Origin of the sequence: Caldalkalibacillus mannanilyticus JCM 10596 (assembly GCF_000615945.1) — a bacterium.
In the GTDB taxonomy this organism is placed as follows: Bacteria; Bacillota; Bacilli; order Caldalkalibacillales; family JCM-10596; genus Bacillus_AT; species Bacillus_AT mannanilyticus.
Genome location: NZ_BAMO01000048.1, coordinates 1 through 14,956, shown reverse-complemented (window position 1 = coordinate 14,956; position 14,956 = coordinate 1). Strand labels below are relative to the sequence as shown.

The 14,956-nt window shown below is 39.9% G+C and carries 15 protein-coding genes and 1 pseudogene; all 16 read left to right on the top strand.

The features are described from left to right. Positions 1-58 precede the first annotated feature (58 nt). The 16 genes and pseudogenes from JCM10596_RS20575 to JCM10596_RS29825 all read left to right on the top strand — a co-directional run bounded on the left by JCM10596_RS20575 (position 59) and on the right by JCM10596_RS29825 (position 14,748). A complete protein-coding gene (locus JCM10596_RS20575; RefSeq protein ID WP_025028718.1) occupies positions 59-415 on the top strand; it encodes a LytTR family transcriptional regulator DNA-binding domain-containing protein in 357 nt (118 codons plus the stop codon). A 316-nt stretch (positions 416-731) separates the two neighbouring features. Next, positions 732-1,022, top strand: coding sequence for a hypothetical protein (locus tag JCM10596_RS20570; RefSeq protein ID WP_025028717.1), 291 nt, complete (start codon positions 732-734; stop codon positions 1,020-1,022). A 419-nt stretch (positions 1,023-1,441) separates the two neighbouring features. Next, positions 1,442-2,467, top strand: a complete 1,026-nt coding sequence (locus JCM10596_RS20565; protein WP_025028716.1) for an ABC transporter substrate-binding protein — start codon at positions 1,442-1,444, stop codon at positions 2,465-2,467. Between the two features lie 4 nt (positions 2,468-2,471). Next, positions 2,472-3,476, top strand: coding sequence for a FecCD family ABC transporter permease (locus JCM10596_RS20560; protein ID WP_034681895.1), 1,005 nt, complete (start codon positions 2,472-2,474; stop codon positions 3,474-3,476). Continuing rightward, a complete protein-coding gene (locus JCM10596_RS20555) occupies positions 3,461-4,252 on the top strand; it encodes an ABC transporter ATP-binding protein (protein WP_234410594.1) in 792 nt (263 codons plus the stop codon). The genes JCM10596_RS20560 and JCM10596_RS20555 overlap by 16 nt, the downstream gene beginning before the upstream one ends. A gap of 21 nt (positions 4,253-4,273) precedes the next feature. Next, on the top strand, positions 4,274-4,594 hold the full coding sequence (locus JCM10596_RS20550) for an antibiotic biosynthesis monooxygenase (RefSeq protein ID WP_025028713.1): 321 nt from the start codon (positions 4,274-4,276) through the stop codon (positions 4,592-4,594). After that, positions 4,591-5,523, top strand: a complete 933-nt coding sequence (hemH, locus tag JCM10596_RS20545; protein WP_025028712.1) for a ferrochelatase — start codon at positions 4,591-4,593, stop codon at positions 5,521-5,523. Before JCM10596_RS20550 ends, hemH begins: the two co-directional genes overlap by 4 nt. Then, a complete protein-coding gene (gene isdC, locus JCM10596_RS20540) occupies positions 5,520-6,185 on the top strand; it encodes a heme uptake protein IsdC (protein ID WP_025028711.1) in 666 nt (221 codons plus the stop codon). Before hemH ends, isdC begins: the two co-directional genes overlap by 4 nt. A 78-nt stretch (positions 6,186-6,263) precedes the next feature. Then, positions 6,264-8,909, top strand: a complete 2,646-nt coding sequence (locus JCM10596_RS20535; RefSeq protein ID WP_025028710.1) for an NEAT domain-containing protein — start codon at positions 6,264-6,266, stop codon at positions 8,907-8,909. Positions 8,910-8,994: 85 nt separating this feature from the next. Continuing rightward, on the top strand, positions 8,995-9,873 hold the full coding sequence (locus JCM10596_RS20530) for a stalk domain-containing protein (RefSeq protein WP_025028709.1): 879 nt from the start codon (positions 8,995-8,997) through the stop codon (positions 9,871-9,873). 15 nt (positions 9,874-9,888) lie between these two features. Then, positions 9,889-10,827, top strand: coding sequence for a heme ABC transporter substrate-binding protein IsdE (gene isdE / locus JCM10596_RS20525; protein WP_025028708.1), 939 nt, complete (start codon positions 9,889-9,891; stop codon positions 10,825-10,827). Then, positions 10,820-11,803, top strand: coding sequence for a FecCD family ABC transporter permease (locus tag JCM10596_RS20520; RefSeq protein WP_025028707.1), 984 nt, complete (start codon positions 10,820-10,822; stop codon positions 11,801-11,803). The genes isdE and JCM10596_RS20520 overlap by 8 nt, the downstream gene beginning before the upstream one ends. Then, positions 11,793-12,564: pseudogene (locus JCM10596_RS26780) on the top strand (ABC transporter ATP-binding protein). The gene JCM10596_RS20520 and the pseudogene JCM10596_RS26780 overlap by 11 nt, the downstream one beginning before the upstream one ends. A 41-nt stretch (positions 12,565-12,605) precedes the next feature. Beyond that, on the top strand, positions 12,606-13,391 hold the full coding sequence (gene srtB, locus JCM10596_RS20510) for a class B sortase (RefSeq protein ID WP_034681892.1): 786 nt from the start codon (positions 12,606-12,608) through the stop codon (positions 13,389-13,391). A gap of 183 nt (positions 13,392-13,574) precedes the next feature. Next, the gene (locus JCM10596_RS29830; RefSeq protein WP_234410593.1) at positions 13,575-14,225 is read left to right on the top strand and encodes a membrane dipeptidase; all 651 of its coding nucleotides are present in this window, start codon (positions 13,575-13,577) and stop codon (positions 14,223-14,225) included. Then, positions 14,191-14,748 carry a dipeptidase gene (locus tag JCM10596_RS29825; RefSeq protein ID WP_199900165.1) on the top strand — a complete coding sequence of 186 codons (558 nt, stop codon included), beginning with the start codon at positions 14,191-14,193 and terminating at the stop codon, positions 14,746-14,748. The genes JCM10596_RS29830 and JCM10596_RS29825 overlap by 35 nt, the downstream gene beginning before the upstream one ends. Positions 14,749-14,956: the final 208 nt, after the last annotated feature.

Here is a 14,956-nt window from a genome sequence, read left to right as displayed (position 1 = left end):
GAGTAATGATCCAGGTCTGCCCGAGGAATTAAAACGCAAGTAAATTCGGAGGATAAACATGGATGTAATGATTCCAGTGATAAAAAAAACTAAAGATGGTGAAGAAGTAGTTTTAATCCCATTTAAAGATTTTAGTTCTGTATTTACAGACCCTCATAATAAAAACAATCAAATCTGCATTTACAATCGTGAAACCTATCTAGTACCCAGCACGATGAATCACTGGTCAATTATATTAGAACAATTCACAGGATTAAAGGTAGATAGAGGAGTAGTTGTAAATAAAGATAAAATCATAGACTATGACGAAAAAAGAGATCACGTTATACTTGAAGATCACTCTGAATATTTCGTCGCTTTGCCATACAGAAAAACAATTAAGAGTATAAAGCAACAAAAAAAGCGCCCTAAATAAGGGTGCTTTTTAATTTTTTCGTTTTAGCATGAAAGTATATAATGTCAAGAAGTTTTTGTCATGACGAAAACACGAAAGTCTTTTGCAGATTTCGACAAAAAAATCCATTGTTAGTATGATATAAAAATGAATATAGAAGAAAGGTGGTAGTTATGTTCTTTCTTGTCGAATTTATAAGGAGTTAGAAGAAATACCTTCTTAACGTATCTTCAAGATTTCTTCGGAGGAGAACTTAAAGCTTATTGCGAATATATCATCTTCTAATTCATAGATCATTTTATAATTTAAGTTACTTTTAAAACAAAGAGGTATATATATGGATAAGAAACTAGCATTAGAATATCTGAACTCAGCAGTCGATACAAAAATAAAAATACTTAGAGATAATCAAGAAGCTGTGGGTTTATATAAAGAGTTTAGAGATGCATTAGAGAAAATCAGTGTCAAGGATGAAGAAACCAAGAGAGCTTTAAGCAGAATGGAAGATATGTTTATTTTAAACTCTGTGCTTTTAATCGATAGCAGCTATAGAGAGGGATTTGCTGATGGCTATAGAACAGGTAAGAATTTAGAAGTGAAAACCCACCTTGACCGGAAGGACGTGTAGGTGGGTTTTTAAAAATATACTCTTCAAGGGCTTCAAAATTAATGGACTTTGCTTGGTATTTTCCATCTTGAAAAATATAGGTGATCTTAATATCTCCTAGAGGTCCTGTCGTGTCAAAAAAATATAGCAACACTTGCTGGTAAAGTGGGGTGGATTTGCATTTTAGATGGTCAACCTGGTACATGGAAAGCATTTGGCGCAATCGAAGAATAATGTTGAAGTTCCAATTTAATAGACTAAGCCCCCCTAGTAAAAATGAAAAAATCCCCTAAATAGGTAAGAGCTATCCATAAAAGGATAGCTCTTTTTTATTGCCTACACTTGAAAATGAAAATCAATATCATTTATGTTGACATGGATAAAATGACTGGCATATAATCTATTTGAAAATGATAATCTTTATCAATTGGAGGGTGTCAATGAAATTTGTTGCTAGATACATAAGAAATGCATATTTTTGTGTAAATATTTTACTGGTCATTGCTTTATTAGTTGGTTGCTCAACTGCAAGTCTGACTCAAAACAATGTCAGTGAGGGAGAAGATCAACAAGGACAAAAGCAGGAAAATAGTTCCCCGCAAGGAGTGGAGGAAGGGATTACTATTATTGACCATGCACAACGAGAAGTGTTTTTTCAATCTTCTCCTAAGAGAATCGTTTCTTTACTGCCAGGTGATATGGAAATTATTGATGCTCTTGGTGGTGAGATTATAGGACGTCCGAGTGTAAGAGGCGAAGGGCAAGAGCTACCTGAAAGATTGGCAAGCGCTATCCAAGTTGGTAGCCCTCATGAAGTAGATTTTGAAAAGATTCTAAGTTTAAAGCCAGATTTAGTGATTGGTCATGCAGGGCTTAACATGAAGGATGTGGGAACAGCCGAATACCTAGGACTTAATATGCTGTTAACAAATAGCAATAGCTACGAAAAAATCATTCAGGTGATTGACATGTACGGTCAGCTTTTAGAGCGTACTACAGAGGCTAAGGCGTTGATCCAAAGCATTGAGGATAGGAAAGAGGCTTTACAGCAAGGTTCAGCAAGGCAAGAAGTCAAGGTACTGATGGTTTATGGAACGGTGGATACGTTCATGGCAGCTCTTCCCACTTCACTAGCAGGTAACCTTCTAGAGCAGGTGGGAGGTAAGAATATTGCCAGCGACCTTGCAGGTCTTGAACAGTATCCTGATTATGCTCATTTAAGTATGGAAAGAGTGATCGAAGCGAATCCTGAAGTGATTTATTTTATTACTCATGGCGACCCGCAAGCGGTGAAAGAAAAGTTTGAAACGGAGTTAAAAAGCAATCCAGCATGGCACAAGGTGAAGGCATTAGAGAAGGATCAACTTATTTTTCTCCCACATGAATTATTCGGATCTAATCCAGGTCTTAAAGTCATAGAGGCAATGGAATTTTTGAAGGAAAGCCTAGATCGAGCAGGTGAATAGACAAATGAATGATCCTAGGTCATCTAAGAGAAACGTAAGCTTCATCATTGGGATATTCCTCACGATAACTGCCTTGGTTTATGGCTTGATCGAAGGGTCAGTCCCCATTTCGATTCGGGAAATTTGGAATGTCTTATTCTATCATTCGGATGGTTTTGCTAGCCAAATTATCTGGGACTTAAGATTGCCTAGGGTATTAACAGGAGCACTTGTAGGAATCTGTCTAGCCTTATCTGGAGCGTTATTACAGGGAGTTATGAGGAATCCATTAGCAGACCCCGGAATCATTGGTGTTTCTGCTGGAGCAGGATTCGTAGCGGTACTAATGATGATTGTGTTCCCTCAGTTTATTCAGTTTCTCCCATTAGGAGCTTTTTTAGGAGCGCTGATTACGACCCTTATCATCTATTTGGTGGCATGGGAAGGGGGAGTATCTCCCCATCGTATGATTTTAGCAGGGGTTGCTATTAATTCACTTTTAGGAGCGGCAATGTCTACGATCATGATTTTATATAGTGATCGAGTACAGGCGGTCTTACCCTGGTTAGTAGGGGGGCTTAGCGGGAGAAGCTGGCCTCATTTCTCTATCATTTGGCCCTATGCTCTGGTTGGCATCATCCTATCTTTTTTTATCATAAAACATGCGAATATTCTGGTATTAGGAGATGAGGTAGCTAAATTACTAGGGAATCAGGTGGAGAGAAGCCGGATATTTATTATTTTATTGGCTACATTTTTAGCAGGAGCGGCTGTGAGTGTTGCTGGATTAATTGGTTTTGTAGGTTTGATTGTGCCACATATTGCACGAATGATTGTCGGCAACGATTACCGGTATCTTTTACCTATCTCAGCTCTAGGTGGGGCTTTTCTTGTGGTGATGGCGGATACCATTGCCAGAGCGTGGTTTGACCCTATCGAGCTTCCAGTGGGAATATTACTAGCCTTAATGGGAGCTCCATTCTTTCTCTATCTTTTAAAAGGAGGATTAACGAAATGGAGGGTATCCTAAAGGCAGAGCATTTGTCATATGGCTATACTGATTCCTATCTCATCAAGGATTTATCGCTTCAATTTAACAGAGGAGAAATGGTGAGTGTCATAGGTCCTAATGGTTCTGGAAAGTCTACATTTCTAAGATTACTAACAAGGCTATTAAAACCAGAAGACGGTACAGTGTATCTGGAGGGGCAGGACATGAAGCAATGGAAAAATAAAGAGGTGGCTCAAAAAATGACAATGCTGCCCCAGGTTCATGACCATAAGCTTGATCTTACCGTTCGTGATCTAGTGCAGCATGGTCGCTACTCTTATTTAAAATGGTATCAGGATTACGGGAAGGATCAATCCAGTCATATTGATTGGGCACTTTCTGTGACACAGCTCGTTTCCTTTCAGCACCGACCGCTTCACACTTTATCTGGTGGAGAAAGACAGAGGGCCTGGATTGCTATGTGTATTGCCCAAAAACCTACCATTTTAATCCTAGATGAGCCGACGAGTTATCTCGATATCTCTCATCAATTAGAAGTACTAGAATTATTAACTGAATTAAATCAAACCCTTGGCATCACCATTATTATGGTTTTGCACGATGTCAATCAGGCAGCGAGATATAGCGATCGAATCATCGCGATGAAACAGGGAAAGGTGGTGAGGCAAGGGATTCCGAAAGAGGTTTATGATTGTCAATTTTTCAGAGACGTTTTTTCAATTGAAGCGAAGGTCCATTTGGATGGGGATACACCCATATGTTCTCCATGTGGCTTAGTGCGAAGTACAACTTAAATTATGAATGGAGGAAAAACAATGTTTGTCATCTCAAACACAATAAAGGTTAAGAAAGGGACAGGTGATCAATTCATCTCTCGCTTTGGGCGCTTAAGCGGTGTAGAACAAACGCCAGGTTTTATTACGGTTCATTTATTACAAACAAGAGGGACAGAGGAATATGATGAATTTGTCATCTGGTCCAAATGGGAATCAAAAGAAAGTCATGATGAATGGACAAAAACGGAATCCTTCCGTCAATCTCACAGTGGTCCACGCTCAAATGATATCATCGATTTTAAGGTTTCCTTTTATGACGTCATCGGTGAAACACCTTCAAGAGGAATGAAGATATCATGATTCGTGTTCTCTTAATGTCTTATGGTGCTCCACAAAATATAGATGATCTAGAGAATTTTTTTAGCCATATTCTACAAGGCAGAACTCCTTCTTTAGAGCAACTCGAACCCCTGAGAGAGCAGTACCGATTATTAGGTACCAATGACCCTTTGAGTGCGGTTACAGCAAGGCAGGCAGAAGTCTTACAAGTCCTGCTTCAGCCTTCCTTTTCGCAGGAGCTCCGAGTAGGAGCGACGTATAAGTATTCTCAGCCTTTTATTAAAGAGGAAGTACAGCAATGTATACAAGATAAGGCTTCATACATCGTGGTATTACCCATGCTTCCTTTATACTCACATTCCGGTGTAGGACAGTATTTGCAGACAGTGAATGAAGCATTGGGAGATCAAGCTACAATCTCTACACTAGATATCACTTCATGGCATTTGCACCCTAAGTTTGTTTCGGTATTAGTAAAAAGGGTGAAGCAAGCATTAGATTGGTTATCTGATTCGGTGCAAGAGAATAGCACAGTGATTTTCACCACACATAGCTTACCAGGTACACCAGAAAAACATCCAGAATATACGACTCAATTCGTAGCTTTAGCTGAAAAAATAGCCCAAGAATTGCAGCTTTCAAGCTGGAGAATAGCTTATCGTAGTGCCAGAAACAAGCAAGGCTGGTTAGAGCCAGAGCTTAAGGAGGTTATACGAGAGGAGGCGCAAGCTGGAAAGAAAGGAATCGTGACTTGTGATTTGCTCTCGATTACAGCTAACATCGAAGTGATTCACGAGTTAGGAACAGAGTGTATGGAGCTGACACACGAGCTAGGGCTAGAATATGTACACACTGAATTCTTGAATGATAGTGCTGATTTTATGCTGGCATTAGCGGACATAGTCCTGGAAAACCTACATGCCTTGAGGAAGGAAGAAGATGAAACATGAGAAGGATCGTAGTCTGTTCGTTAGTTCTAGTTACTCTTCTAGCGCTGATGCTATACGTTTCTATTGATGTTGAGGCTACAAATGCACTCGCAGATGGCAAGTATACCATAAGCTATACGATAGTAAAGGCGGATAATGATTCAGCATCGATCGCGAATGATTATTTTCAGAAGCCGGCTACTTTAGTAGTTCAGAAAGGGCAAATGACAGCCCAGATTACGCTTAATCAAAGTGAGTGGATTAAGAGTCTTGAAGTGAAAAATCAGGAGAGCTATACAGATGCTAAAGTTATAAGTAGAAATGAGAGTCAGAATACAAGAGTGGTTCAATTTCAAGTGAATGATTTATCTCAGCCACTTTTTTCTAAGATGCATGTTTTGATTAAAGAGCATAACTATGATCATCATCATACCGTGAGATTTCGTTTTGATCAGAGTAGTCTAGTAGAAGTGAAAAGCACGCCTGTCTCTTCTTCAACTCCCAAAAAAGCGCAAACAAAAAATCAAGAAACAGTGAGTGCAAGTAAGGGAACAACGGTTCAGCAAGTGCCAAATCCTAAAACAGGAGATGAAACAAATCTGACTTTAATCTTAGGACTATTCATTGTATCTCTCCTCTTATTGAGGATCAGTTTTGGTTTTGTACGACAAAAGCGAAGATAAAGTAGATTTCCTAGCAGATGGAGTTTTAACTCTACCTGATGGGTTAGAACGAGATTACACAGTAAAGGAGAACTGAAATTGAAAGCAGAGAGAAAGAAAATAGGTTCATTGTTGTCTATCCTTTTTATATTATTTTATGCCATACTTTCCCCCTTTGTTCAAAGTGTGGAAGCGACCACTTCATTAGGAGATGGAGAGTATTCTATTGATATTAAAGTGCTTCAAGCTACTAATGATCAAGTATCTTATATGGATCAACACCTACAGAAGCCAGCAGTGTTAAAAGTGCTAGAAGGTCGCAACTACCTCTCCTTCAGCTTGAAGGATACGGAAGATATGACGGGATTTGAGCTTCAAAAAGAAAATGGTGAATGGCTGCAACTAACCTCAGAATATGTGGTCACAAATTTTGAAGTTCAGTCATTATCTGCCCTTATTCCAGCCAAGGTACACGTCCATGTACCGGGAGTTTATGCGGCTACTCATGATGTGCGAATTGCCTTAGACCAACCAGTGCAAGTTCCTGCTGAGCCAGAAGCTCCTGTAGAACCAGAAACACCTGTCACACCTACGATAGAAGATGGTAAGTATACCATTAATATGTGGGCAATGCGACTGGATAATGAAAATGTATCAAGTGCAGATCAGGATTTAGTCAAGCCAGCCAAACTAGAAGTCAGTAATGGAAAGATCTTTGCTTATATCACCATGACACGAGCAAATCTACTCTTTGATTTTGGAATTCCTTATATAGATGCTGAGAATCTTCCAAAAGTTCATTTGGCTGAAGTGGTTGCTGAGGATCTAGAAGGAGAAGTCAAAACAAGAACATACAAAATTGAAGTTCCTACGCTTGAAAACCCGTTTACAGTTCAAACGAGCGTAGACAGAGGGAGGATGGGAACAGGAACCGTTCAATTTCGATTGGTCTTTCTCCAGGATTCCTTGCAAAAGATAGAGTCTACGGACCCCGTTGTTCCACCGTCAGAGCCTGAAAACAATGTCATTGATATCCCTGCTCAATTTAAAGCTACAGCATCAGGAAATCAAGTGACTCTTCAATGGGCTGCTGTTGTTGGAGCCACTTATGAAATAAGCCGAACCTTGAATGGAAGCGAAAGCATCATTTCCAACATAACAGGGACTTCCTATGTAGATACGGTGCATTTCAATACAAGTTATACATATAAAATCAGAGCGGTAAAAAACAATCATCACTCTCTTTGGTCCGAGGGTGTTTCGGTGACAACAGGTGCGAATTCAAATCCAACCCCGAATCCAAATCCAGAGCTTCCTGATGAAAAACGAAAAGACGGAGAATATTCTATTGATTTCACGGTCAAAAAGGACAATTCAAGCGAAAGGTCAGTCATGGCGGAGTATGTTGTAAGTCCTGCTAAATTAACCGTAAAGAATGGAAAATCTTATGTAGCCATTACAGTAAAAAATAGTAGCTGGGTTACAGCGTTTCAAGTCAATTCGAACGGAAGTGGAGTAACGGTAGTAAGCACAGACAGAACGGCAGATTCACGAGTCATTCAATTTGAGGTGCTGGACTTAAGTAAAAAAGTAGATGTATACACTGAAGCGAAGGTTCCTGAAATCAATTACTCAGGAAAATATAATGTACAATTACAATTTGATGTAGGGAGTATTCGATCTGGATATGTGTCTACCCCAGTTACCTCACAGCCGAGCCCTGTAGCAGCCCCTAAGGAGACCTTGATTACAGTAAGCGATGGGGGAACGGTAGAGTTTAGCGGGGCAGTCATTCACTTTCCACAAAATGCTTTTACCAGCAATTTTAATGTGAAGGTCGAAAAGGTTACTAATCCCTCTCAACTGCCACTTGCTGATAAAACAAAATTAGCGAGTGATGTCTTTGAAATCACGAAAGATAAGACAGGTTCATTTGAAAAACAAGTAACCATCACCCTTCCCTTTGATGGAACCAAAGTAGATCTCGAAAAATATGAACTTAGTATCTATTGGTTTGATGAGCAGAAAAAAGAATGGATTGAACTAGATAATGTAAAGGTAGATGCTTCTACAGGAAAAGTGAGTGGAGATGTTGATCATTTTACGAAGTTTGCTATCATTGCCAAAGAGAAGCAACAGGAGAAAAGGAAAGAAGAGAATAAAGAAAAAGAGAGTGTAACAGAGGAGAAAAAGGAGCAAGCACGACCCATTCAGGATAGGAAGCTAGTTCATTTTTCTGACATAGAAGGACACTGGGCAGAAGAGAGTATTAAGACATTAGCCTCTCTTGGAGCGATTCAAGGTTATCCAGATGGAACATTTAAACCAAGTAACCAAATGACTCGTGCTGAATTTATCACTGTTGTGGTACGTGCTTTTCATTTAGAAGAGAGAACAGGAAAAAGCTTCTCTGATACGACCAATCATTGGGCTAAACATGCGGTGGAAACAGCCTATGCTCATGGGCTCATTCAAGGATATGATGAAAATCATTTCGGTCCTAATGATGCCATTTCACGTGAACAAATGGCAGTGATTCTTGTTCGAGCAGCTAAATTAGCTGAGAAAGAACAAGGAAAAACAGCCTATACCGATCAGCATAAAATTTCATCATGGGCGAGCTCTGCTGTCCAAATAGCAACAGGTCATGGGGTCATCACTGGTTATCCAGATGGAAGCTTCAAGCCTAAAAATAAAGCAACTAGAGCAGAAGCGGTAACCATGATTGTCAGAACACTAAAGTAATACTGGTTTGTCTAGCAAACACATTCCGTCCTCTATCCTAAGGGGACGGAAAAAAGAAAATAGAGGCTTTCAAGGAGAGAAAAAAATGCGAAAGATAAAGTCAATTGTGATCGTAACAGGAATCTGTATTCTGCTATGGATGAGTTTGGTGAGTGTTCAAGCCTCAGATTCATTGTCTGATGGTAACTACAGCGTATCGTTCACCATCTTAAAAGCGAATAGCTCGGAACCATCCATGATGAATGATTATGTCACAAACGAAGGAACATTAACCATTGAGAATGGCAAAAAATATATGACCTTTACACTTACAGAGAGCGCAGCAATTACGGGTTTTAAAGTAGATCAAAACGGTACCTTAGTCGATACAAAAATACTGAACTCTAACCCAGCTAAGAACACAAGAGAGGTACAATTCGAAATAAACAATTTAGCAGTCCCTCAAAAAGCCTGGGTAAGTATCTATATGAATTTACCTGGGTTTACCTATGATTCTAGCTATGATATTCAAATTGCCTATGATGTTTCTAGCATTATGCCGTTGACAGAAGCAAAAGCAGAAGAAGAAGAAAAGAAAGCCTCCGACGTTAAGAAGAAGCAGATTGTGATTTATCTAAATAGCAAAAATGCTTGGACGAACGGAAAAGCGACTGTATTAACAGAGGCTCCTTATACCAAAGATCAGCGGACCTTAGTCCCCCTCCGTTTTATTAGTGAGAATCTAGGTGCGAAAGTAAATTGGGACAGCTCCACTCGAACCATTACGGTTTCTTTAGAAGGGAAAACCATCTCTCTTCAGGAGGGAAGTAAACAGGTTACAGTGAACGGGGTCAATCATACTATTGAAGCAGCCCCCGAAATCAAGAACGGAGCAACCTTTGTTCCCTTGCGTTTTATTTCCGAGCAACTTGGTGTTCAAGTGGAGTGGAATGCCACTGATCGTAGCATTACGATGACAAAATAGAGGATCGTGAACAGGATGAAAAAAATAATGATCGGCTGCACGCTACTCTTATTGTTCTATGTGGGACTCATCGGCTGTTCCGCTTCCAATGAACAATCCGTTACAAAGAGCAATGAGAATTCATCTCCCATAGAGTCTGAGGGAATAGTAGATTCAGAGCATGAAGAAGAATATCGGATCATTTCTACTACCGTGGCACTAACAGAAATACTGGATGCCTTAGAGCTCAATCTAGTGGGGATACCAACGAGCTATAAGGAATTACCTGAGCGTTATAAGGGAGTAACCGAAATAGGGAACACGAAAACACCAGATATGGAGATGGTGCGCTGGCTCCAACCGACTGATATCCTTGCGGTTTCGACATTGGAATATGAACTGAAACCACTCTTTGAAGAGGTGGGGATAGCAGCCACGTTTATTAATCTTGAAACACTTGATGGAATGTTGAATTCGATTCGTGAATTAGGGACCAAGTTTAATCGAACAGAGCAAGCCGATCGTATCATTAACAAGATGAATAAGAAGGTGTCAGATATTCAGCGAGAGGTTGAAGGGAAAGAAGCACCTACAGTTCTTATTCTATTAGGGATTCCGGGAAGTTATTTAGTCGCTACAGAGCATTCCTATATCGGTGATTTAGTCCGAATATGTGGTGGAGTCAATGTGATCCAAGGTGAAAATGTTGAGTACCTCTCTTCTAATACCGAATATCTGCAGCAAGCCAATCCAGATATCATCTTACGAGCGGCTCATGGAATGCCTAAGGAAGTCATCGAGATGTTTGATCGAGAGTTTAAAGTGAATGATATTTGGAAGCATTTTGACGCTGTAAATAATGGCAGGGTGTATGATTTAGATGAGCTGTTCTTTCCGACAACGGGAAATCTAGCAACGACTGAAGCGTTGGATCAGTTAATGGAAATGCTATATGGAGATGTCAAACATGAATAGAAAAATCGTCAGCTTTTTGAGTGTGATCAGTATGCTTATCATGGTTATGATCATTGCAGTGAATACAGGAAGTATTAAAGTTCCTTTGCTGGAACTGTTTCAGGGACTGATGGATGGTACGCATCATGAGGTAGAGATCATTAAGGATTTGCGTTTCCCAAGAATCATTGTGGCTCTTTTTGCAGGGGCGGCTTTAGCCGTATCAGGAGCTCTTTTGCAAGCCGTGATGAAAAATCCATTGGCTGATGCGGGAGTCATTGGAATCTCATCTGGTTCCGCCTTTTTTTCCATTTTACTTGTAACCATCGCTCCTCAACTGTTTTTTTGGATGCCTCTCTTTTCCTTTATTGGAGGGGCTCTTGCCTGTTTTCTTGTTTATACTCTGTCGTGGAAATCGGGTTTGAATCCTCTAAGGCTTATTTTAGTCGGAATAGCTATTAATGCGACGTTTACAGGATTAAATGATTCATTTAATTTTAGGGGGAGTTATTCTGTGACAAGCATTTCTCAAGGGACAACTTCTAGTATCTCCATGAAAACATGGAGTGATGTAGAAGTTCTTGTGACCTATGGATCGATTGGCTTAATTCTTTCCTTTTGTTTAGTATCTTGGTGTAATCTTCTATCTTTACAGGACAAGACAGTCAAGAATCTTGGGCTCCATGTGACGAGAGCTAGAGTCATTATTTCGGCTGTTGCCGTTCTATTAGCAGCCGTTGCAACATCCATTGCTGGAATCATAGCCTTTGTTGGATTATTAATTCCTCATATTGCTAGACAGTTTGTCGGCTCCGACTATCGAGTGCTAATCCCTTTCTCGGCATTATCGGGTGCGCTGTTAATTCTGACTGCCGATACTTTAGGAAGAACCATAGTAGCCCCTAATGAAATCCCGGCTTCTATTATTATGGCTGTTATTGGTGGTCCCTTCTTAATCTACTTGCTTCGAAAGAGTGATCGAATCTATGGAATTTAGAAACATATCCTTTTCCTATAACAAAATAACGGACAATTTAAAAGGGATCAATGGGAAAATAGAGAAGGGCAAAATCACAACAATCATCGGACCTAATGGAAGTGGGAAATCGACTCTATTAGGAGTCCTGTCAAGAAACTACCTGCCATCGAAGGGAGAGGTGATTTTGGATGGCAAGGCTATTCAGCAATATAAGCCCAAAGAATTTGCCCAAAAAATTGCTGTCGTACACCAGCATAATGATGCTCCATCAGATATAACCATCGAGAGATTAGTCAGCTTCGGACGCCTCCCGCACAAGGGGTTCTTTCATTTTCTCCAAGAAGAGGATGAGCAAGCGATACAGTGGGCGTTGACTTGTACCAACCTTCAAGAGAAGAGAACGAAGAGGCTTAGTGAATTATCTGGTGGGGAAAGACAGCGAGTTTGGGTGGCTCTGTCAATTGGTTCAAAAAACCCCCATTCTTTTTTTAGATGAACCAACGACTTATTTGGATATTTATTATCAGCTTGAAATGCTAGAACTGATCAAGTCGTTAAATGTCACACATGGCTTAACCATTGTTATGGTACTCCATGAGATTAATCAAGCAATCCGTTACAGTGATCAGATTCTGGTCATGAAGGAAGGAGAGGTGGTCATGGAAGGAACTCCTAATGAAGTGATCACAGAGAAGATGATGAAATCCATCTATGGTGTAGATGTGGTTGTCAAGGAGGACCCTCTGGCAGGTCTATATGTCCTGCCAATAGGAGTGTAAAACATAAGCAGTGCTTTTCGTGGTAGAAATGAGGGGATACGGTGAAGAGGAAAAATAGTTTAAGGTGGCTAACCCTGTTTTCAATAGGTTTATTTCTTTACTCAAGTGTGAGTTTAGGGGAATTTGTGAAGGAGTCGCTTCATAATAAGAGAACCTTAATGGAAGCGCAGGAACTGTATGGGAAGAGCCAGAATCTATCGTCACTATCTCGTACAGAAAACGAAGAAAATACAGCTAAACCGAATAGCGCTGGACAAGTGGAGAGAACACCTTCACTTATGAGTTTAGTAGAAATCAATGAGGATATCGTTGGGTGGATCAGCTTGGATCAGACTCCAATCCATTATCCAGTTCTACAAACAGTGGATAATGAGTATTATCTAGATAAGGATTACAAGAGGGAGGAATCCAAAGCAGGCAGTATTTTTATGGATTACAGAAATAATATGAGCCAAGCAAATCGACATATTATTCTATATGGTCATCGCATGAAAGATGGTTCGATGTTTGCTAGCTTAACCAACTATCTAGATGAAGACTTTCTTAACATCCAGCCAAGGTTTGTTTTTCACACCTTATCGAAAAGCTATGAGGCACATATTTTTTCTGTCTATGTTACGACAACGGAGTTTTATTACATCCAAACCGATTTCGAGAATGATCAACATTTTTCATTCTTCTTACAAGAGCTTCAGAAGCGCTCTCTCTTTCACCCTGATGTGTCGGTCACTTCTGATGATTTACTATTGACCTTATCTACATGTGATTATACCCTTGATGCTGTGGAAGGAAGGTTGGTAGTACACGCTAAGCTTGTTCCATTTTAAGTGTGTTTATGGTAGCATATATAATAATATGCAAAAAATAGAATTATGAAGTGGTTAGCGAAATAGACTAAGCTACTCACATAACAACAACGATCCCTTGACGACTACTGTCAGGGGATTATTTGTGAAGCAAACTAAATGAGGAGAAAAAAGGGGGTGAATCTCTGCTCTTAAGCAGAGAAGATGATGGTCAAAAAAGTCATGATTTATTTATCATTAGTCATTGTGGTATGTTTCATTTTGTTTCTATTGTTTGCTCCAGCTGTGGTAGAAAAGAGTCTTAATGTGATCAGCGGTAGCTATGAGTATGATCAAGTTTCTGATCAAGCCAAGCTCTTGCATGAGAGATTAATTGTGGCTGATCTACACGCGGACTCCCTTCTTTTTAATCGAAACTTGTTAAAAGAAGAGAGCTATGGTCACGTAGACGTCCCACGACTCATTAAAGGCAATGTGGCTCTTCAGGTATTTACCGTCGTGACGAAGGTTCCAATGGGAAAGAATATTGATCATACAGACGCTCAGGCACTCGATCAAATTACTTTTTTAGCCATGCTCCAGCAGTGGCCAGTCAGCACATGGTTTAGTTTAAAGGAACGAGCTCTCTATCAAGCTAGTAAACTGCATGATTTTGCTCAGAGATCTAATGGTCTTTTGACTGTGATCAGAACTCGAGCAGATTTAGAGCAATACTTAGCGGAAAGAGAAAATAATACAAGTATGACCTCGGGTATCCTAGGATTAGAAGGAGCTCATGCGCTTGAGGGAGAAATTTCAAATGTAGAAGTATTGTTTGAATATGGATATCGAATCATGCTCCAGCCATTTCCATGACAATGAATTAGGGGGATCAGCACATGGAGAAACAAGAGAGGGTTTAAGTGAATTTGGTGAAGAAGTGATTAGGAAGATGGAGGAACTAGGGATCGTTGTCGACTTGGCTCATGCCTCTCCTGAGATGATCGATGATATACTGGCTATCACCATCAAGCCTGTTATCGTTTCTCATACAGGAGTAAAGGGGACCTTTAATAATAACCGTAATCTAAGCGATGAACAGATTGTAAATATTGCGCGTCATGGAGGAGTGATAGGCATTGGCTACTGGGATACGGCAACGGGAGGTCAAGATGTAGAGTCAATTGTGAATGCCATTCATTATGTAGCGGATTTAGTAGGTGTAGAACATGTAGGTCTGGGCTCAGACTTTGATGGAACAACCAATGTCCCCTTTGATACGGCTGGAGTGATTCTACTTACAGAAGCTTTAATAGAAAAAGGATTTTCGGAAGAGGAAATCGGTAAGATTATGGGAGGGAACTTTATAGCCCTCTTAAAAGAAACCTTACCCCAATAACAAAAAGTTTAAACTTCTAAAATATGTATGTTGGCATATGAATATACTTTTTTAAAAGAGGGATAAAATTGAAAAGAACATGTAAACAAAAATTAATATTTTCTCTAATCATCTTTTTCAGCATTGGAATATCACTAGCTTTTTGGGATTATACAAAATACAACTTCGGTCAATTGGGAGATAACATATTACAGCTTGTCTATCGCTT

What these genes read in the sequence shown, in the direction of transcription:
- isdE (WP_025028708.1), top strand. Translation starts at nt 9,889, where the DNA reads ATGAAAAAAATAATGATCGGCTGCACGCTACTCTTATTGTTCTATGTG.
- JCM10596_RS20560 (WP_034681895.1), top strand. Translation starts at nt 2,472, where the DNA reads ATGAATGATCCTAGGTCATCTAAGAGAAACGTAAGCTTCATCATTGGG.
- JCM10596_RS20570 (WP_025028717.1), top strand. Translation starts at nt 732, where the DNA reads ATGGATAAGAAACTAGCATTAGAATATCTGAACTCAGCAGTCGATACA.
- hemH (WP_025028712.1), top strand. Translation starts at nt 4,591, where the DNA reads ATGATTCGTGTTCTCTTAATGTCTTATGGTGCTCCACAAAATATAGAT.
- JCM10596_RS29830 (WP_234410593.1), top strand. Translation starts at nt 13,575, where the DNA reads ATGATGGTCAAAAAAGTCATGATTTATTTATCATTAGTCATTGTGGTA.
- JCM10596_RS20520 (WP_025028707.1), top strand. Translation starts at nt 10,820, where the DNA reads ATGAATAGAAAAATCGTCAGCTTTTTGAGTGTGATCAGTATGCTTATC.
- JCM10596_RS20530 (WP_025028709.1), top strand. Translation starts at nt 8,995, where the DNA reads ATGCGAAAGATAAAGTCAATTGTGATCGTAACAGGAATCTGTATTCTG.
- JCM10596_RS20575 (WP_025028718.1), top strand. Translation starts at nt 59, where the DNA reads ATGGATGTAATGATTCCAGTGATAAAAAAAACTAAAGATGGTGAAGAA.
- isdC (WP_025028711.1), top strand. Translation starts at nt 5,520, where the DNA reads ATGAGAAGGATCGTAGTCTGTTCGTTAGTTCTAGTTACTCTTCTAGCG.
- JCM10596_RS29825 (WP_199900165.1), top strand. Translation starts at nt 14,191, where the DNA reads ATGGATATCGAATCATGCTCCAGCCATTTCCATGACAATGAATTAGGG.
- JCM10596_RS20550 (WP_025028713.1), top strand. Translation starts at nt 4,274, where the DNA reads ATGTTTGTCATCTCAAACACAATAAAGGTTAAGAAAGGGACAGGTGAT.
- JCM10596_RS20565 (WP_025028716.1), top strand. Translation starts at nt 1,442, where the DNA reads ATGAAATTTGTTGCTAGATACATAAGAAATGCATATTTTTGTGTAAAT.
- JCM10596_RS20555 (WP_234410594.1), top strand. Translation starts at nt 3,461, where the DNA reads ATGGAGGGTATCCTAAAGGCAGAGCATTTGTCATATGGCTATACTGAT.